Below are 20,282 nucleotides of genomic sequence, written 5' to 3'. Positions count from 1 at the left end.
ATTCATCCCGCTTAGCTCTTTAGCTTCTGCCGCATAGTCTATCCGAAAACTCTGCAATCTTTCAGGATTACGCTTGGAGGCCGCTGACGCCTTCGATCGACCAATCCCAGTTGTAGAGTTCCTCTTCGGTCATGCGATGGCCGGCAGCCACCTTGACGTTGCCCTTGGTGTCCTTGATCTCGCCCTCGAACGGGCTCCAGCCGCCGAGAATCTTGTCGCGCACGGCATCGGCCTGCTTTGCGACCTCGGTGGGCACCGTCTCGCCCCAGGCATCGCGGTCGATACCGCCGCCCATCGGCAGGATGGTCTGCGATGGCGTCCACTTGCCTTCGAGGCGCAGGCGCACCTGGTCGACATAGAATTTCTTGAAGTCGATGGCGATCGAGGAGACGTAGGCCTTCGGCCCGTAGCGGCGGATGTCGGTATTCCACATCACGGCCTTCGCGCCGCGCTGCTCGGCCACCTGCAGATAGCCTGCTTCGTCCATGATGCCGAACAGAAGGTCGGCGCCGTTGTCGATGAGCGCGGTGCCGGCCTGGGTGGCAGCCTGCGGATCGAACCACGAGTTGATGACGATGGTCTGCATCGTGGCGTTGGGATTGACCGAACGGGCGCCCATCAGGAAGGCATTGGTGCCGGAAAAGACCGACGGAACAGGGAAGGAGGCGACGTAGCCGAGCTTGCCGCTCTTGCTCATCAGGCCCGCGGCGACACCGGTGACGTAGGTCGGGTACCAGTGGGCGAGATAGTAGGTCGAGAGATTTTCGAGCGGGTTGCGGCCATCGCATTCATAGAAGGCGACGTCCGGCGAACGCTTGGCCACGTCGTAGAGGAAGTCGCCATAGTTGGAGGTGGCAAACACCATGTTGGCACCTTCCGAGACGAACTGGCGGAAGGTGCGGGTCGCGTCGGCCGAATAGGGGATGCTTTCGACGAACAGCGTCTTCAGCTTCGGGAACGCTTCCTGCACGGCCTTCATGCCCTGGTCGTGGCTCCAGGTCCAGCCTTCATCGGTCACCGGACCGGTGTGGCCGAAGGCGATGACCGCGTTTTCCTCGGCGACGGCGGCGAGCGGCGTCTGTGCATTGGCGGGCGTGATAAGGCCGGATTTCGGCAGGAGCAGCGAGGCGCCGGCCGCGGCGCCCATGTTGAGGAAGCCTCGGCGGGAGAGATTGCGCAGGTCGATCATGCTTCGGTCCTTTGTTCCGTGTCGTGTTCAGTTCGGGAGAGACAGTTCGGTTTCCATGAGGCGGTCGATTTCTGCCGACCAGTCGGCCGACCATGCCTGCTTGATGTCGTCATCGAGCCATGCTGCGGACAGGCCAGCCAGCGCGATCCGCTTCAGTGCCGATGGCCCGAGCGCAAAATTTTCGGCGATCAGCGCGTATTCGCGGTCGAGCGTCGTGGCGAACATGGGCGGATCGTCGGAGTGGATCGTCACGGTAAGCCCGGCCTCGATCATGCGGCGGATCGCGTGGTCGGGCGCGGCGAGGTCACGCCAGACGGTGGTGGCCAGCGTCGTGCTCGGACAGCAGGTGAAGACGATGCCCATCTCCTTGCACTGCTCCATCAGCGCCGGATCGTCGACGACATGGTAGCCGTGGTCGACCCGTCTCAGGCCGAGGACGTCGACGGTATCGCGGACATAGTCCGCCGGGCCATCCTCGCCCGCATGGTTGGTGACATTGAGCCCGGCAGCCCGCGCTCGCTCGACGATGCGCGCAAACATCGGCGGCGGGTTCGGGCGTTCGTCGTAATCGAAGCCGATGCCGATCACCTCAGCCGGGCGCTCGGCCAGAACCATGTCCAGGAAGCGCTCGCCACCTGCCGCGCCGAGCGGCTTCGCATGCGCCGGTATCAGCTTTGCCATAAGCCCATAGCGCTCCTTTGCGCGGTGAAAGCCGTCGAGGATGCCTTCGAGCATAGTCGAATAGGCCACGCCATGAGCCAGATGCGCATGCGGGCTGAAGAACAGTTCGACGTAGCGCGCACCGGCTTTAGCGCAGCGCTCCAGTGCCTCGAAGGTGATGCGAGAGAAATCGTCCGCAGTCCTGATCGAGGCGCAAACCAGATCGTAAATCTTCAGGAAATCCAGCAGGTTGCCGTAGCTGTAGAGCTCCGATGTCAGTCTGCCGTCCGGCAGCGGCACCGCGTTCAGCGCCGCCAGCTCGGCGAATGTCTCCGCGGATACGGCGCCCTCGAGGTGCAAGTGCAACTCGACCTTCGGCATGAGCTGAATGAAACTTGACAACGACATCGACGCTCACTCGCCCGGATCGGCAACCCCAAAGCCGTACCTGGTTTTCTTGGGCGACGGACGGCTGCCGAGTTGTTCGATAATCGCGGCTTTTTCCAACTGTCCGATCACCTGATACGCAACAGATGTCAGGGAAACGGGGCTTGCACAAGCCAAAAAATGATGCCTAACTAGACACATTCTAAAACTGCTTAAAAAATGTGCAGGCCGGGAGAAATATAGGCATGAAGCACCTACGGGAAGCGCAGAACCCTGCGCCTCCGCCTCAAACAACGCGCCTGCGCTTCATCGGCCAACTGGTGTCGTCGAGCTTTGGCGAGTTCGCCGACAGGCGTGCCGCTCGGCTCAATCTCGATCTGCTGGTGCACGAAGCCGCGGACGATTTTTTTGTCGTCCAGGTTTCGGGCCAGCCCGATCTCATCGATGCCTTCGAGATGGCATGTAGCTTGGGGCCAATCGACTGTCTGGTGATGGACTGCGAACGGGCCGAAATTTGGGAATATTCCAGAGGGAAAGACGCAGAATGACGATACAGGCTGGATGGCACCCAGTGGCGCTGTCGGGATCGATCGAGCCGGGCAGTTTGGCCGGAATCCGCCTTGGCGGAAACGAGCTGGTGGTGTGGCGCGACAACAGTGGCGCAGCGCATGTGTGGGAGGATCGCTGCCCGCATCGCGGTATGAAGCTGAGCTTCGGTTTTGTCCGCGGCGATCATATTGCCTGTCTTTATCACGGCTGGCAGTACGATGCGGCCGGCCAGTGCCGATACATTCCGGCCCACCCCGATCTCAGGGTGCCGGCGTCCATTACCGTGTCTGCCCACAGATCGGCCGAGGCGGCTGGGATAGTCTGGACGGCACTGGATCCGGCAGCAGCATTGCCCGAACTGCCTGCCTTGCCAGAGGAGGTGGTGCCGGTCCGCAGCCTGTATCTCGACAGTCCCGCCGCAATGGTGATCGATGTCGTGAAAACCATTCCGCCTACGCCCTCCTCCGGCGGATCCGGGGTGGCTGATCTGAAGGCGCTGAGCGGGACGCTGTTCAGCCTGACGGTCGGCGAAGACACGCTGCTTCTTGGCCTGCAGGAACTGACCGACAAACGATCGGCCCTGCACGTCGTGATTGACGGACCGGCAGCCAAGTATGCCGGCAAGGGGCAGAAGCATTTCTTCGCTTGGACGAGCGAGCTGCGTCATCATCTCGAGACCGGGCGTACCGGCGCGACCTCGACGACGCGGGCTGCATGATGGCGAGGATCACGCTCTACAACTACGAGCTGGACGAAAACTGCTACAAGGTGCGGCTGGCGCTTTCCATGCTCGGCCTGGAATGGCAGACCGTTGCAGTCGATGCATTTCCAGGGTTGGAGCAGAAGACGCCGCCATTCCTGGCCATGAACCCGGCGGGCAGCCTGCCCATTCTCCGCGACGACGAGGTGACGATGTTCGGCGCCGAGTCCACCGTTGTCCATCTGGCGCGCAGCCACGATTCAACGGGTGCGTGGCTACCGGCGGATGGTGCGGATTTCGCCAAGGTGATGCAGTGGCTTTTCTTTGCTGCCGGCGATCTCGGCGTTGCCGGCGCCGCGCGCCGCCATGCCATGTTCGGTGCCGCCGGCGACGAGGCTGCGCTGCGTGCCGGTGCCGCGCAAGCGCTCCGCGCCATGGACGACCATATGACCGCGCGGGGTTTCGAGAAGAAAGAATGGTTCGCTGCGGACCGCCCGACCATCGCCGACATCGTGCTTTTTCCGGCGTTTGCGCTGAGCCGCGATTTCGGCGTCGACCATGACGAGTATCCGGCGCTGCGCCGCTGGGTGCGTCGCTTCCGCGCGGTTCCCGGCTTCATGACCATGCCGGGCATCCCCGATTACCATTGACGCCAACATTCGAGAACGAGGTAGCAACAGAATGACCTCTCTCACGCGCTTTTCCGTCCAGCCGCTCTCGTCCATGACCCGGCGACTGGCCGGTGTCGCTTCCGGGCGAGCCGATCCCGATCTGGTCATTGCCGGCGCACGCGTGTTGTCGACCTATTCGGAGCGCATTCTTCCAGGCCGCGAGATCTGGCTGTCGGGAGGACGGATCGCCGCCGTGAAGCCGGCCGGCACCTACAAGGGCGGCAGCGCCCGGATATATGACGCCAGGGGCGGCATCGTCGCGCCCGGCCTGGTCGATCCGCACATTCACATCGAATCCTCGATGGTGACGGCCTGCGCCTATGCCGAGGCGGCGCTGCTCAACGGCACCACGACCCTCTTCTGCGACAGCCACGAGATCGGCAACGTCATGGACGTTGCTGGCATCGAGGCGATGCTGGAGGACGCGCGCCTGGCGCCGTTGTCCATTTTCCTGACGGTTCCGAGCACCGTCCCGGCAACTTCGCCGTTGCTGGAAACGGCCGGTGGCGACCTGACAGCCGAGAAGATCGGCGCATTGTTCGACAAATGGCCGGAAGCCGTGGCGCTAGGCGAGAAGATGGATTTCGTGCCAGTGGCTATGGGCGACGAACGCAGCCATGCCATCCTCGCTGCGGCGCTGAGACGCGGCCGCCCGGTGTCGGGACACGTCTATGGACGCGAATTCGTGTCGGCGTATGCGGCCTCCGGCGTCACCGATACCCATGAGGCGATCGACCGCGAGATCGCCGACGACATGCTCGAGGCCGGCATCTGGCTGTTCCTGCGTGGCGGCCCGCCGACGACACCGTGGCACAGCCTGCCTGCAGCGATCAAGACGATTACGGAACTCGGAGCCTCGCATAAGCGCATCGCGGTCTGCACCGACGACCGCGATGCTGACGACCTGATGCTCTTCGGCCTGGACTGGGTGACGCGCGAGGCGATGAAGGCCGGCATGACGCCGGAGCAGGCCTGGTCTATGGGCTCACTGCATGGCGCGACGCGCTTCGGCATGGAAGGCGAAATCGGAGGCCTCGGTGGCGGCCGCCGTGCCGACCTGGTGCTGCTCGACGACGGCTTCGATCCCGTCAGCACGTGGTATGGTGGCGAGCTCGTCGTCGATGATGGCAAGATCACGCCGCTGCTCGACCAGGCCCTCTCGACCCGCTACCGCTATCCGGACGCGGCCTACTGCACAGTGAAGCTGCCGAAGCAGATCAAGCTGACGCCGGACCTGCCAACCGGCAAGGTGGTGGCGCATACCATCCGCACCGAATTGCCGGGGATCACGCTCGGCCACCAGAAGATCACGCTCGATCCGGCCAACGACTGGCAGAACCATTTCGACCGCCACGGCCTGTGCTTCGTCACCGTGGTCGAGCGCCATGGCAAGTCGGACGGCAACGTCGCCTACGGGCTGCTCAGCAATTTCACGCTGAAACGCGGCGCCGTCGCATCGTCTGTCGGCCACGACAGCCACAACATCATCATCGCCGGCCTCAACGAGGCCGACATGCAGGTGGCGCTGCGGGCGATCGAGGAAACGCAAGGCGGCGTCTGTGTCGTCGTCGACGGCAAAGTAACCGCCATGGTCGAACTGCCGATCGCCGGCCTGCTGTCCGACAAGCGCGTCACCGAGGTCGCGGAGGAGGTGAAGGTCCTCAAGCGGGAATGGCAGGCGGCCGGCTGCTGCATCCCCTATATGGGCTTCAACCTCATCCCGCTCTCGGTCATCCCCGAAATCCGCATCACCGACAAAGGTCTCGTGCTGGTGCCGGAAATGGAGATCGTCCCCGCCTTCGAGGCCGCCTGAGTGGATCCCTTCCGGCTTGGCCTGGTCTCACCGCGCATCCATTATTTCCAAATGGTCGCGCGGCTGGGCTCGGTGCGCCAGACCGCGCAGGCGCTCAACGTGGCGCCATCCTCCATCAGCCGCGTCATCAAGAGCCTGGAGGACGAACTGGGCACACCGCTCTTCGAACGCGTGCGCCAGCGACTGAAACTGACCAGCGCAGGCGAGCTTCTGCTCTACCACGCGCGTCAGAGCATCACCGAGTTGGCCCGCGCCTCGTCCGAGATCAACGATCTCAGTGGCCTCAACCGCGGCTCGTTGTCCGTGGCAGTCGTGGAGAGCGCGGCGCGCGGGCTGGTGCCGAACGCGCTGAAGGAATTCTGGAAGCGCCATCCGCGGATATCGGTCGATGTGCATGTCGCCGGGTCGCAGCGCGCCTGCGATGCGGTTGCCGACGGCGAATGCGATCTGGCGCTTGCTTTCGACGTGCGCGTGCCGCGCAACGTGCGCAAGATCGCGAGCACGCCTCTGCCGCTGGGCGTCGTCGCTCATCCGGACAGCCGCCTTGCCGGCCGCAAGCAAGTGAAGCTGTTCGATCTTGCCGGCGAACAGGTCATCGTCTCGGACAACAGCCTTGCTTTGGGCATTTCGATCGACGATGCGATCGGGCGCTCCATGATCGACATCACGCGACGGTCACGGACCAACTCGATCGGACTGATGACCGAGATGGTGCGCCTCAACCTCGGCGTGGTGCTTCGCACCAAGCTCGGCATCGAACCGGAAGTGGCTGACGGATCGCTCGTTTTCGTGCCGTTGCGCGATTCGCGCATGAACCCGCACCGGCTGATGCTGCTCGCCCGGCTGGAACGCGAAATGTCGGATGCGGCCTCCGCATTCGCCGCGCTGCTGGCCCGCATGGTCGAGGCGTTGCATGATTAGTTGTTGCATTTTGCGCATCGATAAAGAGAGTAATTTGTCCCTATCTCGAACAACTGAGCTTTGCGAGACTTCCCGGCCGAAGGGGATGTCATGAAGCAGAGTGCGGTCGACGCGGTCATTCGGGGGCTTAAGCGGGCGGGAGTGAGCATCGTCTGCTACCTGCCCGATTCGCTGTTCAAGGAGCTCTACCCGGCCCTTGATGCCGATCCGGATATTCGCACGATCCGCGTCACCAACGAGGGTGAGGGCGCGGCGATCTGTGGCGGGGTCTTCCTGTCGGGCAAGCGCGCGGCGCTGGTCATGGAAAATTCCGGCTTGCGCGCCTCGGTCGAGCCGCTGGCCCGCATGGGCCTTGGAGCCGGCATCCCGGTCATGATGCTGATGAGCTATCGCGGCGAGCTCGGCGAGAACAACTGGTGGGCAGTCCCGCATGGCATCACCATGGAGCCGGTGCTGAACGCGCTGCGCGTGCCGTACCGGATCGTCACGGAGGAGGCGAAGATCGAGCGCGCCATCCTTGACGCCTATTCCTGGTCCTATGCGTCCTATTACCATTCGGCTGTGGCGCTCGGCGGCGAGGTGGTGCGGTGAGACGCTTCGACTGCATGAAGGCGCTCGCCGCGCGGCTGAAGGATGAGCTGGTGATCCTTTCGCTCGGCGGCAGCGTCGACGAGTGGTACAACGCCGCGCCGCATATGCGCGAGGCGAGCCTGTTCCAGCAGCAACTCGGCTGCGTCACGCCGCAGGCCTTCGGGCTCGCCGCCGGCCTGCCGCACCGCCGCGTCATTTCGCTCGATACGGATGGCGGCCTGCTCTTCAACCTGGGCATTCTGGCCACGCTCGGAAACGAGCAGCCGAAGAACCTCTTCGTCGTGGTCTGGGACAATGAGTGCTACCAGTCGATCGGCGGCCCGCCGACCCATACGGCGCTGGGCCGCGTCGACCTTGCCGCGATCGCGCGCGGCGCCGGCGTCGAGAACGCCTATACGGCGCGCACGGTGGAGGAGTTCGACGCACATTGTGCAAGGGGGCTCGCCATGGAGGCACCCTATGTGGTGGTCGCCAAGGTCTCGGGAACGGTCCAGCCGGACATCAAGCGCAAACACAGCGACGGCCGCGAGGACAAGTATATCTTCGTCCGCCATGTCGAGGCGAGCGAAGGCATCGTCATCATGGGCCCGAGCGAGCACAACTGACGAGATCATGGGCACCCTCGGACCTGTCGTCCCCCGACGCGCACTGAAACGCAGCTACGATTACGTGGTGGTCGGCTCGGGTTCCGGTGGCTGTGCGGTGACGCGGCGACTGGTCGATGCCGGCGCCGACGTCCTCCTGATCGAGGCCGGCCCGACGGGTCTTGGGTTCGAAGAGATCGAGGACCCCGGCAAGTGGGTGCCGCTTGGCCGCAGCACCTATGACTGGGGCTATGATTATGCTCCGACACTGAGGGTGAATGGGCGTACCATCGGCATCCCGCGCGGGCGCCTGCTTGGCGGCTCAAGCGCCATCAACGCGATGATGTGGTATCGCGGCCATCCGCAAGATTACGATGCCTGGGAGGCTGGCGGCGCCAAGGGCTGGAGCTTCGCCGACGTGCTGCCCTATTTCCGGCGCTGCGAGGACTGGCGCGACGGTGCAAGCGAGTTTCGCGGAGCGGGCGGTCCGCTCCATATCGAGCGGCCGGCGGCGCTGCACCCGGTCGCGCAGGCGCTGATCGATGGCGCGGCCGAAATCGGCATCCCCGTAATCGACGATCCGAACGGCCCCAGCAACGAGGGGGCGGCGGCCGCGAATTTCAACATCTGCGACGGCAAGCGCTGGAGTTCGGCGACGGGCTATCTCGTGCCGATCCTGGATCACCCGATGCTGACGGTGCTGACCGGATCCGCGGCCATCGGCCTGACGGTCGAAGGCAGCCGATGCGTCGCGGTCAAGCACCTCGTCGGCGGCGAAATCTGCGAAACGCGCGCGCAAGAGAGCATCGTGCTCGCGGCCGGGGCCATCGACACGCCGCGCCTGCTGATGCTGTCGGGCATCGGCGATCCGATCGAACTGCAGCGCCTTGGCATTGCGCTCGTTCGCGCCCTGCCGGGTGTCGGCAGGAATCTTCAGGACCATCCGCTGGCGCAGGCCTGCGTCTTCCGCGCGAAACGACCGATCGGACCGATAGTGGGCAATGGCGGTGGCTCGATGGTCAACTGGAAGTCGCGGCCGGACCTGCCGCGGCCCGACCTGCATGCCTTCCCCGTCCAGGGCAACAGCGCCGAACCGGCGATCCGCGCGCGCTACGATCTATCCGGCGATGTCTTTTCCTTCGGTGCGGGCCTGATGCGCTCGAAGAGCGTCGGGCACTTGAAGTTGCTCGACGGCAAGCCCGGCGGACCGCTCGAAATCCAACCGAACTTTCTGGCGGAACCGGAAGATCTCGACGCCATGGTCACTGCGGTCGAGATGGTGATGGAGATGGCGGCTGCAAAGGCGAACGCCGGTCTCTTCAGCAACTTTGCCGCACCTGACCGCCGACTGACCCGCACCGAGACCATCGCCTTCGTCCGCGAGGCGTGCACGACGTTCTTCCACACCTGCGGAACAGCCAAGATGGGCGAGGGCGCGATGGCCGTCGTCGACAGCCGTCTCGCCGTGCACGGGCTGGACGGCCTGCATGTTGCCGATGCTTCGGTGATCCCAACGATCCCGACCTGCAACACCCACGCGCCCGCCACGATGATCGGCGAGCGCGCCGCCGATTTCCTGCTCGCGGCGGCTGCTTGAGGATGTCATGACCGATGGACCGCACACGGAGTACCCGCGATGACCCAGGGCCTCATCCTCGCTGCCGACACGCTGCTCACCATGGATGAAGATAACCACGTGTTGCCTGATGGCGCCGTGCTGGTCGAGGATGGTCGTATCGCCGCGGTCAGCGCACTCGCAGCATTGCGCGCCTGGTATCCGGCCGCGGCCGTGAAGAAGCTCGACAATGCGGTGCTTTTGCCCGGGCTGGTCAATGCGCATGCGCATTCCGGTTTTCTGCGCGGCACGGCGGAGCACCTGCCGGTTTGGGACTGGCTGACGCACCATATCAATCCGATGCATCGCGTGCTGCAGCCGCACGAGGCCGAGGCGGCATCGTGGCTCTGCTACGCGGAATCCGCGCTCGGCGGCACGACCACCGTCGTCGACATGTGGCGGTTCATGGAAGGCAGCGCCAGGGCGGCCGAGGCGATCGGCAACCGCCTGGTCGCCGTGCCTTACGTCGGCGAGCATCCCGACTACAACTACTTCGACACGCTCGACATGAACGAGGCGATGATCGAGGGCTGGCATCGCAAGGCGGGCGGCCGTATCAATGTGTGGGTCGGGCTGGAGCATCTGTTTTACGCCGACGAAACCGGCCAACGCCGGGCGATCGAACTCGCAAGGAAACACGACACCGGCTTCCACACGCATTGCAGCGAGGCCGAGATCGAGATCGCGGAATTTAAGCGGCGCTACGGCAAACGCCCGATGTTCGCTCTGGACGACCTTGGCTTCTTCGAAACGCCGCGCGCCATGATCGCCCACGCCGTCTGGCTCGATCGAGAAGAGATCGAGCTTATTTCCAAGCGCCGCGTTTCGGTGGCCCACAATCCTGTTTCCAACATGAAGCTGGCAAGCGGCATCGCGTTGGTGGCCGAGATGCTGAAGGCCGGCGTGCCCGTCGGGATCGGCACCGACGGCGAGAAGGAGAACAACAATTTCGATATGTTCGAAGAGATGAAGGTGACTTCGCTGCTGGGCAAGCTGAAGGACTTCGACGCCGCCGCCATGGATAGCTGGCAGGTGCTGCGCATGGCCACCATTCTCGGCGCCAGGGCGATCGGCCTCGACCACGAGATCGGCTCGATTGAAGTCGGCAAGCGCGCCGACATCATCGCGGTCCGCACCGATACGCCGCGCATGACGCCGGTCTTCCGCGACGGACCTTATTTCAACTTCCATCACAATCTTGTCCATGCCGTGCGCGGCAGCGACGTGTCTTTGACGATGGTCGATGGCGAGATCCTGGCCGAGGACGGCGCGCTGCGCACCGGCGACCTGCGCGAGATCATCGCCGAAATCCATCGCGTCGCGCCTGGCCTGTTCGCCCGGCGCGCCGCTTTCCTTGCCCAGAATTCCGGCGGCAGCCTGCAATGGACTCAATAGGACGGGCCTCGGTGATGAAGACGACGGACAGGGCGGCACTGGACGATTGGTACGCGGTGGAGACGGTCGCCGACCTGGATGGCGCGCCGAGCCATACGCGGCTGCTCGGCCAGGACATCGAACTTGTCCGTGACATCACGGGCGAAATCACGGTTCGGGAGGTCCTGGACGACGGCAACCGCGGCCCCGCGCTGCCCGTCCGGCAGCGCTATGGCTGCGTCTGGACGACGCTGGGCCTGCCCGGGAAGGAAATCTTCGAGATCGCCGAGGCATCGGAACCCGACCGCCGCTACGTGCCCTGCGGCTGGGTGACGATGCGGGCGTCGGGTTTGCGTGTCGTAGAGAACTTCCTCGACATGGCGCATTTCCCCTTCGTGCATACCGACATTCTCGGCTCGGAGCCGCACACGGAAGTACCGGCCTATCTGAGCGAGATACGTCGCGAAGTAGACGAGGTCTGGGCGACCAACTGCACGTTCTTCCAGCCGCGCATTGCCGCAACGGAAAGCTCCGGCGCGTTTGTGCATCTGACCTATCGTGTGCCGAGCCCATTCGTTGTCATGCTGTACCGTATATGTCCCGGAGCGCCCGGTCGGCTCGATGCGATCGCCCTGTTCATCCATCCCATCGAGGAAGACCTCTGCCGCGCCCAGCCGGTCATGTATCTCGTCGACTCGGCTTCGACGCAGACGGCGTTGCTCAACTTCGAACAGGTCATCTTCCTGCAAGACCGGATCATCGTGGAGAACCAGCGGCCGCTGCGCCTTCCACTCGAGCCGCGGATGGAAATCCCGACCCGCGCCGACGGGTCCTCCATCGCCTACCGCCGCTGGCTGAAGGAAAAAGGCATCCGTTTCGGCACGACCGCGAGAGCCACATGACCGAGTCGGGTCTCCAGGTGCTTCGCCCGACCTCCGTTGCCGAGGCGCTGTCATTGGCAGGCGAGGGCGCGTCGCAACTGGTCGCCGGGGGCACGGCGCTGCAGCTCGGCTGGGCGAAGGGCCTGCCAAAGCCGCGGCGCCTCATCGACATCAGCTGTATCGCTGGCCTGAAGGGGATCCAACTGGCCGGCGACGGGTTTCGGATCGGCGCACTGACGACCCTGGGTGCCTTGGAGCGTGACCGGGCGATAGGCGAGACTTTGCCTCTGCTCGCACCCGCAGTCCGCGCCACGGCGGGACCCGCCGTCCGCAATCTCGCAACGCTGGGCGGCAACGTCGCGGGGGGCACGGGTTGCCTTCTGCCGGCCCTGCTCGCGATCGATGCGAAGCTGGAGATCGTCTCACCGGCTGGGCGCGCCGTCGTGCCGCTCGCGCAATGGTTGGCCGACGCACCGTCAGCGGGCCTCATTGAGACGGTCATCGTTCCACCGCAGCCAACTGCCGCTCGCTGGACCCATCGCAAAGTCGGCCTGCGCGCCGCCTTCACCCCAAGCGTGGCCGGTGTCGCCGGGTTGATCGAAACGGCGGACGATCGTGTCACGATCGCGCGGCTCGCGGCCAGCGGCGGCGGGGAAGCAGCCCGTCTCGGTCACGCCGAAGCGCTGCTCATCGGCCGGCGCCTCCAAGAGATCGATTGGGCCGAGCTGCACGCCGCAATTCTCGAAGAGGCGCCGGCGATCGATGATGCATGGCGGTCCGACCGCTATCGGCGCAGTGTCGTGGCGAATGCGCTGGTCTTCGGGCTCGGCGGAAAGTTGTCCCAAGGAGCACATTCGCCGCGCCGGCGGACCGTGCCGTCCGGAAATCCACCTGCCGAAATTCTCGTGTCGCGATCGGAGATCGGCGCACGCTGGCACCAGCGGCCGGACGTTGCGCCGAAAATCGCAGGCAGGCTCGAATACCTGACCGACCGTCGCGAGCCCGCCATGCTGGTCGGGCGCATTCGGCGTGCCGGCATTCCCCATGCAAGGATCGTTTCCATCGATACGAGCGCGGCCGAGGCGCTGCCAGGAGTCGCGGCGGTTGTAACGCACCGCGACATTGCCGGCAGCAATGCCTTCGGCATTGTCGTGCAGGATCAGCCTGCACTGTGCTTCGACAAGGTCCGCTATTTCGGCGACGCTGTTGCTGCCGTTGCCGCTGTTGACACACGGACGGCCGAACGCGCGCTTGCTCTCGTCAGCGTCGAATACGAGCCGCTGCCAATTGTGAGCGATCCCCAACAGGCACTCGCCGCTGGGGCCGAGCCGGTCCACGCCTCAGGCAATCTGCAGTGCAGCTTCGAGTTCACGCGTGGCGATGCCGCCGCGACTTTTGCCAACGCAGCTCATATCGTCGAGGCTGTCTACGAAACGCCGAGCCAGATGCACGGCTTTATGGAGACGGAGGGCGGCTACGCTTTCGTCGGCACGGATGGTACCCTGAACGTCTTTGCCGGTGGGCAGCATGGCCGCCGCGACCGCATGCAGCTCTCGCGCATCCTCGGTATGCCGCAAGAGCGGATACGGGTGGTCACCAGCCCGACTGGCGGCGCTTTCGGCGGCAAGGACGAGCTGACCGTGCAGCCGGCCCTGGCCCTGCTGGCGCTGAAGACCGGACGCGCCGTGCGGCTGCATCTCGACCGGGCGGAATCCGTCATCGCGGGTACCAAGCGCAATGCAATGCACATCCATATGCGCACCGCCTGCGACGCCGAGGGTCGTCTGCTCGCCCAACAGGTGGATGTGATCACGGATGCCGGCGCCTACGCGTCGCTCGGTCCGGGCGTGCTTGAGACGGCGCTCGAACACGCCTGCGGGCCATATGTCGTTCCCAACGTCCTCAGCTCGGGCAGGCTCGCCTACACCAATAACGGCGTCTGCGGCGCGTTTCGTGGCTTCGGTGCCAACCAGATGGCCTTCGCGGTAGAGTGCCAGCTGGACCGGCTGGCCGAAGCCGCCGGCATCGACATTATCGAGATACGGCGCCGCAATTTGCGCGAGCCTGGCACGCGAGGCCATCTCGGCCAGCAGGTCGCGCCGTCCGAACGTTTGGCCGAGATGCTGCAAGCCGCCGCTGCTGACCCAATCTGGGCCAAGCCGCGTGGTCCGTCGTTCGACGGCTCTGAGACGATCGGTGTCGGGATGGCGATGAACTATCAAGGCAACGGACTAGGCACGCTGCCGCCGGACCCGGCCGGAGGCGCGTTGCGCCTGGCTCCGGATGGCATGATCGAAGCGCTCTATGGCCTGGACGAGATGGGACAAGGCCTGCTCACCTCGGTGAAGGCCGCGGTCGCCGGAGCGCTCGGCTGCGGCCGCGACGATGTCCGGCCGGTCACCGGTGATACGGCGGCGACGCCCGAATCCGGCTCCTCCACCGCCTCGCGCGGCACTCACGTGGTTTGGCGGGTCGCAGCAGTCGCCGCACCACCTTTTACGCGCGACCTGCTGGCAGCAGCGGGCCAGCTGCTTTGCCGCGAAGCCAGGACGCTGGCGCTGGCACCCGGCGGTATCGTCGAGCGACATTCCAACAGCGGCTCACTGCTCATGAGTTTCGCCGAGCTTGCCGAGGCGTTGCCTTCCGACCGGCTGCCAGCTGCTGCCGTCAACTTCGAGTTTCCGAAATCGGACTATCTGGAAGGCAATGCACGCCTGATCTTCGCCTTCGGCGCGACACTGGCGCGCGTTGCCGTGAGCCGCATCACTGGGCAGGTACGCGTGCTCGACCTCCATCAGCACACCGCGGCCGGACCGATGCTCGATGCTGCCGCCTATCTTGGCCAGATCGAAGGCGGCGGCGTCCAGGGGCTGGGCTTCACCCTCGCTGAGGACGCGGCTATGCGGGATGGCCGGTATCTTGCCGGCAACCTCGATTTCTACATGCTGCCAGGCATTGCCGACACGCCGGAAAGCTTCGCGACGTTCGCGTTGGAGGATCTGGACGAGGACGACCCGTTCGGCCCGCGCGGAGTTGGTGAGCTTGGCATTGGCGCCGTGACGCCAGCCGTCGTCAACGCGATTGCGGACGCCACAGGGGCTTGGCCCGAGCGCCTCCCGGTCGATCCTGAATGGGTACTCGACGCCCTGCAGAGGAGTGCAGCGTGAGTGCCGAGATCGCGATTACCTTTAACCTAAACGGCTGCCGCCAGGCGCTGGCCGTGCCCGCCGAGTTGCGCCTGATCGACCTGCTGCGCGATCATTTCGGCATGACTGCCGCCAAGATGGCTTGCGGCATCGGCCGCTGCGGCGCTTGTTCCGTGCTGATGGACGATCGCGCGGTCAATGGCTGTCTGCTCATGTCGTGGCAACTCGACGGGGCCACCATCATCACGCCGGAGGGTTTCGACGACCTTCCCGAAGCCATTGTCCTGCGCCAGGCTCTGGCGGCCGAAAACGCCTTCCAGTGCGGCTACTGCGCACCCGGCATCACTGTTGCGCTGACCGCTCTGCTGCTGGAGAATCCGGCTCCAGACGAGTCTCAGATCCGCACTGCGCTCGAAGGCAATATCTGCCGCTGTACCGGCTATCATTCCATCATCCGCGGTGCCCTCGCGGCGGTCGAGGCGTTCGCTTGCGGGGTACGGACATGACGGTCATCATTCGAAACGGTGCAGCCAGGCACGCAGGCGTCGAGGCGTTCCTGGCCAAACCCAGAATGCGGCACCTGATCGGCGGCGGCTGGTGCGACGCCAGCGATGGCGCAACCTTGCCCGCGACCGATCCTGCGAATGGCGACACGCTCGCGCTGCTGGCGCAAGGCACAGCCGATGACGCCGGGCGCGCCGTTGCTGCGGCGCGTGCTGCTTTCGAAGGCGAGAGCTGGCGCGACATGACACCGTCGGCACGCGGCAAGCTGCTATGGCGCATCGCCGACCTGATTGAACGCCATGCCGATGAGCTTGCAGAACTCGAGACGCTTGACCAAGGAAAGTCGCTGAAGACCTCGCGCTTCGCCGAGATTCCCGCCTCGGCCGAGCAGTTCCGCTATTTTGCCGGTTTTGCCACGAAAATCCTCGGCACGACCATCCCCACCTCCATCAGCTACCAACCGGTGGGCAGCAAGATTTTCGCCTACACGGTGCGAGAGCCGATCGGTGTCGTGGCTGCCATAACGCCATGGAATTCGCCGCTGCTTATGGCCTCGATGAAGCTCGCCCCGGCGCTTGCCGCCGGCTGTACGATCGTGCTCAAGCCAGCTGAGGAAACGTCGCTCACCGCGCTCAGGCTCGGCGAACTGATGATCGAAGCCGGCTTGCCGGACGGCGTCGTCAATATCGTGACCGGTCTCGGTGAAACCGTGGGCGCAGCATTGGCTGCAGATCCCGATGTCGATAAGGTCGCCTTCACCGGCTCGACGGAAGTCGGAAAGATGATCGTCTCCGCAGCGCGCGGCAATCTGAAGAAGCTGACGCTCGAGCTGGGCGGCAAGTCGCCGGCCATCATCATGCCCGATGCGGACATGGGGCTCGCAATCCCCGGAGTGGCTCGGGGGATCTTCGCCAATGCCGGCCAGGTCTGCGTCGCCGGCTCGCGTGTCTATGCGCATCGCTCGATCTACGACCGTCTGGCGGAGGGGCTGGCGGAAGAGGCGCGAAAGCTGCGTCTCGGACACGGGCTTGACCCGGATACCGACCTTGGTCCGCTGGTCAACGGAACCCAGGCTGCGCGCGTCGCCTTCTACGTCGGCGATGGTGCTTCCAGCGGCGCCGAGATCATCGCCGGCGGCCGGCGCTTCGACAACTTCTTCGAGCCGACCGTGGTTACCGGCGTGCGCCCGGACATGCGCATGATGCGCGAGGAAATCTTCGGCCCGGTCGTTGCCGTGACACCGTTCGACGATGTCGCGGAGGCGATAAGCCTTGCGAACGACTCGCCCTACGGCCTCGCCGCAAGCGTCTGGACCCGCGACCTATCCACTGCGCATCGCCTTGCCGCACGTATCCGGTCGGGCACCGTCTGGATCAATTGCCATTCCTACTTCTCGCCGGAACTGCCGAAGGGCGGCCACAAGCAATCCGGTTGGGGCTATGAGAACGGCGCACCGGGCCTGGAGAACTATCTCGAGACGAAAACGGTCTGCGCGGTGATTTAGCCGCGCCTTTTCCGCGATGTTCGCGGATCGGAGGCTGACAGCCCTTCCATCGGCGGACAAGGATTGATCGAAAATTGCTCGGATCCTCCTGAGGACCAGTTCCTTGGCGGCGCTGGTCCACATCGACGTTGCACTTGACTCGTCCATATTATCCGTAATAAATCATACATATTGCCATCGAAAAAAGGCGGCAGGTCTGGGAGGACCGATGAAAATCACGGCCATCAAGGCGCGCGTCTGCAATGCGGAAATGCGCAACTGGGTCTTCGTCCGGGTCGAAACAGACGAGCCCGGGCTGTTTGGCTGGGGTGAGGCAACGCTGGAATGGAAGACCCGAGCCGTCGTTGGGGCGCTTCAGGACCTTGAGGCCCTGCTCATCGGGCAGGATCCGCGCAACGTGGAGCAGTGCTACCAGATACTTACGCGCCACGGATTTTGGCGTCTTGGCGTCGAGGGAATGTCTGCCGTCAGCGGCATTGAGATCGCGCTCTGGGACATCCTGGGCAAGTCATTGGGAGTCCCCGTCTGGCGCCTTCTGGGCGGACAGGTTCGCGACTATCTGCGCACCTACACGCATCTCGGCCTCGGAGACATGAAGGCGGTCTATGAGACCGGATCCGCGGACGCGATCGTGGAACGCGGACGCATCGTGACGCAGGCAGGCTACGACGCTGTCAAGATCGTCTGCATTCCCTACACCCACTACCTATCGCCTGCGAAAGCCGTTGATTCTGTCGCCAACATGGTTGGCTCACTTCGCGAGGCCATAGGTCCGGACATCGACATCATGGTCGATTTCCATGGACGCCCTGCATCCGTTAACGCGGCGATGGATTACCTCAGAGCAATCGAGCCGGCCCGCATCATGTTCGCAGAAGAGCCCGTTCCACCCGAAGATGTTGCCGGACTGGCGCATATCACGGCGCGATCGGCCGTGCCGATCGCTTCCGGCGAGCGGCTGATCGGGCGTCGCGAATTCACGCACTCGATCGCAGCCCGTGCCTTCAACATTGCCCAGCCTGATATTTGCCACACTGGCGGTCTGCTCGAGACAAAGAAGATCGCGGCCATGGCGGAAACGGCAGGCATCGGCCTTGCGCCGCACAACCCGCTCGGTCCGATCGCTGGCGTCGCTGCTCTTCACTTCGGCATATCGACGCCAAACGTCGTCATTCAGGAGGAGATGTCCGGTGCCGTCGCCTGGTACGACGACGTCGTTACCTGGCCAATTCGGCGTAAACCAGGCCGCTGGGACCTGCCCGATCTGCCGGGCCTTGGCGTCACCGTCAATGAGGACGTCATCGCGCGTCACCCCTTCAAGCAGGAAGTGCTGCATGCCCGCAATGCCGTCATGCCGGACGGCACCGTGGTTGACTGGTGAATGCAATGGCAGGCCGGCTGCAAGGAAAGATCGCAATCGTCACGGGCGCCGGCCAAGGCATAGGTGCCGCCATCGCCCGCGCCTTTGCAACACATAGGGCAAAGACCGTCATTGCCGAACTGAATGCGGCAAGCGGCCAAGCGGTCGCCGACGAATTGCGTGCCCAGGGCGCGGACGCCCTGTTCATCGAGACGGACGTCACCGACGCATCGGCGGTCGCGGACATGGTCGCCCGCACGATCACGGCCTATGGCGGCGTCGACATTCTGGTCAACAATGCCGGTGCCAACGTCTTCTACGAACCATTGATGATGCCGGATGAGGAATGGGAGCGCTGCCTCAAGCTCGACCTCCAGGCCGCGTGGTTCTGCGCCAAGGCGGTTTTGCCGACGATGCTGGCGAAGGGCTCGGGGTCCATCGTCAACATAGCGAGCTGTCACGCCTTCCAGATCATTCCCCATACGTTCCCGTATCCGGTCGCCAAGCATGCACTTTTGGGCCTGACCCGTTCGCTGGCCATCGAATATGCCGCACGCGGTATCCGGGTGAACGCGATAGCACCCGGCTATATCGAGACGCCGATCGCGGAAGCCTACTGGAACACATTCCCGAACCCCGCCGAGGAGAAGCGGCGAGCCTACGACCTCCATCCGCCCAAGCGAATTGGCCGGCCGGACGAGGTTGCAATGACGGCGGTTTTCCTCGCTTCGGACGAAGCGCCGTTCATAAATGCCGAGACGATCACCATCGATGGTGGGCGCTCGGTTCTCTACCACGACTAGCAACCACCATTGAGCTCAGGGAGGATCTTCATGAAAACCACAACAAAGGCTTTGGCGACATTTGCGGTACTGGCTGCCGGACTGATGAGTGGCGCAGCAAGCGCAGACGACATCAAGATCGGCTACATCAACAAGATGGGAGACCACCCATGGTTCGTCGCCGAAGTCGGCGGCGCCAAGAAAGCGGCTGAGGCGGCAGGGGCCGCGTTCGTGTCGCAGGACGTTCAGTTCGACGCCAATTTGACGATCACGACCTTCGATACGATGGTCGGCGATGGCGTGAAAGGCATCGCCATCGTTGTCCCCGACAAGGCACTGGGACCGGTCATCGCGGAGAAAGCAAAGGCCGCAAAAATTCCCTTGGTGGCGGTGGACGACGATATCTACTACCAGGATGGCACCCAGGTCCCCTATGTCGGCATGAATGCTTACAATATCGGTGCGCGGGTGGGCGAAGAGCTTGCCAAGCTCTACAAGGCTGAAGGCTGGGCGGGCAAAGAGGTGCGCATCGCCTCGATCGAGGACCGCAAGGCCGATACCTGCATGCAGCGCAACAAGGGCGCGGAAGAAGCGTTCCTGAAGGCGGTGCCCGATTTCAAGCCGGGCAACATCGTTCGCGTCCCCTACGACAACACGATGGTCAACGCCATCGACGTGATGACCACCACACTGACGGCCAATCCCAGCGTCACGAACTGGATATTCTATTCATGCAACGATGACGGCGTGCTGGGTGGTGCGCGAGCACTGGAGAATGCCGGCTATTCCGCAGACCAGGGCATGGGGATCGGCATCGACGGTAGCCGCGCCTGCGATGCCTTCGGATCCGGAAAGCCCTCGGCGTTCCGTGGTACGATGTGGCTCAATTCGGAAAATCATGGCGCGCTGGCGGTGAAGATTCTCTTAGCCTCCATCAAGGACGGAACGAAGCTTCCCGTTCAATCCTTCACTGACCCGGAATACATCACCGCCGACAATTTTGCGTCGGACTACAAAGCCAAGCTCTGCCACTGAACCAGATATGCGTCAT

General features: G+C 64.0%; 18 protein-coding genes. 16 read left to right on the top strand and 2 right to left on the bottom strand.

Annotation, left to right across the window (positions count from 1 at the left end):
- Positions 1–67 precede the first annotated feature (67 nt).
- Positions 68–1,189 (bottom strand): BMP family ABC transporter substrate-binding protein, encoded by a 1,122-nt coding sequence (locus tag NKH90_RS14165; protein ID WP_352540084.1) that lies wholly within the window; start codon positions 1,187–1,189, stop codon positions 68–70.
- Positions 1,190–1,216: 27 nt separating this feature from the next.
- Positions 1,217–2,257: an adenosine deaminase gene (gene add / locus NKH90_RS14160; protein ID WP_352684648.1), complete on the bottom strand. Its 1,041-nt coding sequence runs from the start codon at positions 2,255–2,257 to the stop codon at positions 1,217–1,219.
- Between the two features lie 224 nt (positions 2,258–2,481).
- Here add and NKH90_RS14155 point away from each other — a divergent pair, with 224 nt between their 5' ends.
- The 16 genes from NKH90_RS14155 to NKH90_RS14080 all read left to right on the top strand — a co-directional run bounded on the left by NKH90_RS14155 (position 2,482) and on the right by NKH90_RS14080 (position 20,266).
- Complete coding sequence (locus NKH90_RS14155) at positions 2,482–2,784, top strand: hypothetical protein (protein WP_352819872.1); 303 nt, start codon at positions 2,482–2,484, stop codon at positions 2,782–2,784.
- A gap of 23 nt (positions 2,785–2,807) precedes the next feature.
- On the top strand, positions 2,808–3,503 hold the full coding sequence (locus NKH90_RS14150) for a Rieske 2Fe-2S domain-containing protein (protein WP_352819871.1): 696 nt from the start codon (positions 2,808–2,810) through the stop codon (positions 3,501–3,503).
- Positions 3,500–4,135 carry a glutathione S-transferase family protein gene (locus tag NKH90_RS14145; protein WP_352819870.1) on the top strand — a complete coding sequence of 212 codons (636 nt, stop codon included), beginning with the start codon at positions 3,500–3,502 and terminating at the stop codon, positions 4,133–4,135. The genes NKH90_RS14150 and NKH90_RS14145 overlap by 4 nt, the downstream gene beginning before the upstream one ends.
- 31 nt (positions 4,136–4,166) lie before the next feature.
- The gene (locus NKH90_RS14140; RefSeq protein ID WP_352819869.1) at positions 4,167–5,969 is read left to right on the top strand and encodes an adenine deaminase; all 1,803 of its coding nucleotides are present in this window, start codon (positions 4,167–4,169) and stop codon (positions 5,967–5,969) included.
- Complete coding sequence (locus tag NKH90_RS14135) at positions 5,970–6,890, top strand: LysR family transcriptional regulator (RefSeq protein ID WP_352768626.1); 921 nt, start codon at positions 5,970–5,972, stop codon at positions 6,888–6,890.
- Positions 6,891–6,980: 90 nt separating this feature from the next.
- Positions 6,981–7,481 carry a thiamine pyrophosphate-binding protein gene (locus NKH90_RS14130; RefSeq protein ID WP_352470589.1) on the top strand — a complete coding sequence of 167 codons (501 nt, stop codon included), beginning with the start codon at positions 6,981–6,983 and terminating at the stop codon, positions 7,479–7,481.
- Positions 7,478–8,086 (top strand): thiamine pyrophosphate-dependent enzyme, encoded by a 609-nt coding sequence (locus NKH90_RS14125; protein ID WP_352768624.1) that lies wholly within the window; start codon positions 7,478–7,480, stop codon positions 8,084–8,086. Before NKH90_RS14130 ends, NKH90_RS14125 begins: the two co-directional genes overlap by 4 nt.
- 7 nt (positions 8,087–8,093) lie before the next feature.
- On the top strand, positions 8,094–9,662 hold the full coding sequence (locus tag NKH90_RS14120; RefSeq protein WP_352819868.1) for a GMC family oxidoreductase: 1,569 nt from the start codon (positions 8,094–8,096) through the stop codon (positions 9,660–9,662).
- A gap of 39 nt (positions 9,663–9,701) precedes the next feature.
- Positions 9,702–11,075, top strand: coding sequence for an amidohydrolase family protein (locus NKH90_RS14115; RefSeq protein WP_352819867.1), 1,374 nt, complete (start codon positions 9,702–9,704; stop codon positions 11,073–11,075).
- A gap of 14 nt (positions 11,076–11,089) precedes the next feature.
- Positions 11,090–11,956 carry an aromatic ring-hydroxylating dioxygenase subunit alpha gene (locus NKH90_RS14110; RefSeq protein ID WP_352819895.1) on the top strand — a complete coding sequence of 289 codons (867 nt, stop codon included), beginning with the start codon at positions 11,090–11,092 and terminating at the stop codon, positions 11,954–11,956.
- Entirely contained in the window at positions 11,953–15,102 is a 3,150-nt protein-coding gene (locus NKH90_RS14105) for a molybdopterin cofactor-binding domain-containing protein (RefSeq protein WP_352819866.1), read from the top strand. The genes NKH90_RS14110 and NKH90_RS14105 overlap by 4 nt, the downstream gene beginning before the upstream one ends.
- A complete protein-coding gene (locus tag NKH90_RS14100; RefSeq protein WP_352612510.1) occupies positions 15,099–15,587 on the top strand; it encodes a (2Fe-2S)-binding protein in 489 nt (162 codons plus the stop codon). The genes NKH90_RS14105 and NKH90_RS14100 overlap by 4 nt, the downstream gene beginning before the upstream one ends.
- Positions 15,584–17,089, top strand: a complete 1,506-nt coding sequence (locus NKH90_RS14095) for an aldehyde dehydrogenase family protein (RefSeq protein ID WP_352768616.1) — start codon at positions 15,584–15,586, stop codon at positions 17,087–17,089. The genes NKH90_RS14100 and NKH90_RS14095 overlap by 4 nt, the downstream gene beginning before the upstream one ends.
- A 103-nt stretch (positions 17,090–17,192) precedes the next feature.
- A complete protein-coding gene (gene dgoD / locus NKH90_RS14090; RefSeq protein ID WP_352819865.1) occupies positions 17,193–18,470 on the top strand; it encodes a galactonate dehydratase in 1,278 nt (425 codons plus the stop codon).
- Positions 18,471–18,475: 5 nt separating this feature from the next.
- Entirely contained in the window at positions 18,476–19,252 is a 777-nt protein-coding gene (locus NKH90_RS14085) for an SDR family oxidoreductase (RefSeq protein WP_352819863.1), read from the top strand.
- A 30-nt stretch (positions 19,253–19,282) separates the two neighbouring features.
- Complete coding sequence (locus tag NKH90_RS14080; RefSeq protein WP_352470579.1) at positions 19,283–20,266, top strand: substrate-binding domain-containing protein; 984 nt, start codon at positions 19,283–19,285, stop codon at positions 20,264–20,266.
- Positions 20,267–20,282 lie beyond the last annotated feature (16 nt).

The sequence above is a fragment of the Mesorhizobium sp. M0898 genome (assembly GCF_040319695.1).
Taxonomy (GTDB): Bacteria; Pseudomonadota; Alphaproteobacteria; order Rhizobiales; family Rhizobiaceae; genus Mesorhizobium.
This window is presented reverse-complemented; position numbering and strand designations above follow the sequence as displayed.

Bases quoted from the DNA above. Each gene is read 5' to 3' on its own strand.
- NKH90_RS14155 (WP_352819872.1), top strand. From the start codon at position 2,482: ATGAAGCACCTACGGGAAGCGCAGAACCCTGCGCCTCCGCCTCAAACA.
- NKH90_RS14105 (WP_352819866.1), top strand. From the start codon at position 11,953: ATGACCGAGTCGGGTCTCCAGGTGCTTCGCCCGACCTCCGTTGCCGAG.
- add (WP_352684648.1), bottom strand. From the start codon at position 2,257: ATGTCGTTGTCAAGTTTCATTCAGCTCATGCCGAAGGTCGAGTTGCAC.
- NKH90_RS14130 (WP_352470589.1), top strand. From the start codon at position 6,981: ATGAAGCAGAGTGCGGTCGACGCGGTCATTCGGGGGCTTAAGCGGGCG.
- NKH90_RS14080 (WP_352470579.1), top strand. From the start codon at position 19,283: ATGAAAACCACAACAAAGGCTTTGGCGACATTTGCGGTACTGGCTGCC.
- NKH90_RS14145 (WP_352819870.1), top strand. From the start codon at position 3,500: ATGATGGCGAGGATCACGCTCTACAACTACGAGCTGGACGAAAACTGC.
- NKH90_RS14165 (WP_352540084.1), bottom strand. From the start codon at position 1,189: ATGATCGACCTGCGCAATCTCTCCCGCCGAGGCTTCCTCAACATGGGC.
- NKH90_RS14115 (WP_352819867.1), top strand. From the start codon at position 9,702: ATGACCCAGGGCCTCATCCTCGCTGCCGACACGCTGCTCACCATGGAT.
- NKH90_RS14140 (WP_352819869.1), top strand. From the start codon at position 4,167: ATGACCTCTCTCACGCGCTTTTCCGTCCAGCCGCTCTCGTCCATGACC.
- NKH90_RS14120 (WP_352819868.1), top strand. From the start codon at position 8,094: ATGGGCACCCTCGGACCTGTCGTCCCCCGACGCGCACTGAAACGCAGC.
- NKH90_RS14095 (WP_352768616.1), top strand. From the start codon at position 15,584: ATGACGGTCATCATTCGAAACGGTGCAGCCAGGCACGCAGGCGTCGAG.
- NKH90_RS14085 (WP_352819863.1), top strand. From the start codon at position 18,476: ATGGCAGGCCGGCTGCAAGGAAAGATCGCAATCGTCACGGGCGCCGGC.
- NKH90_RS14110 (WP_352819895.1), top strand. From the start codon at position 11,090: ATGAAGACGACGGACAGGGCGGCACTGGACGATTGGTACGCGGTGGAG.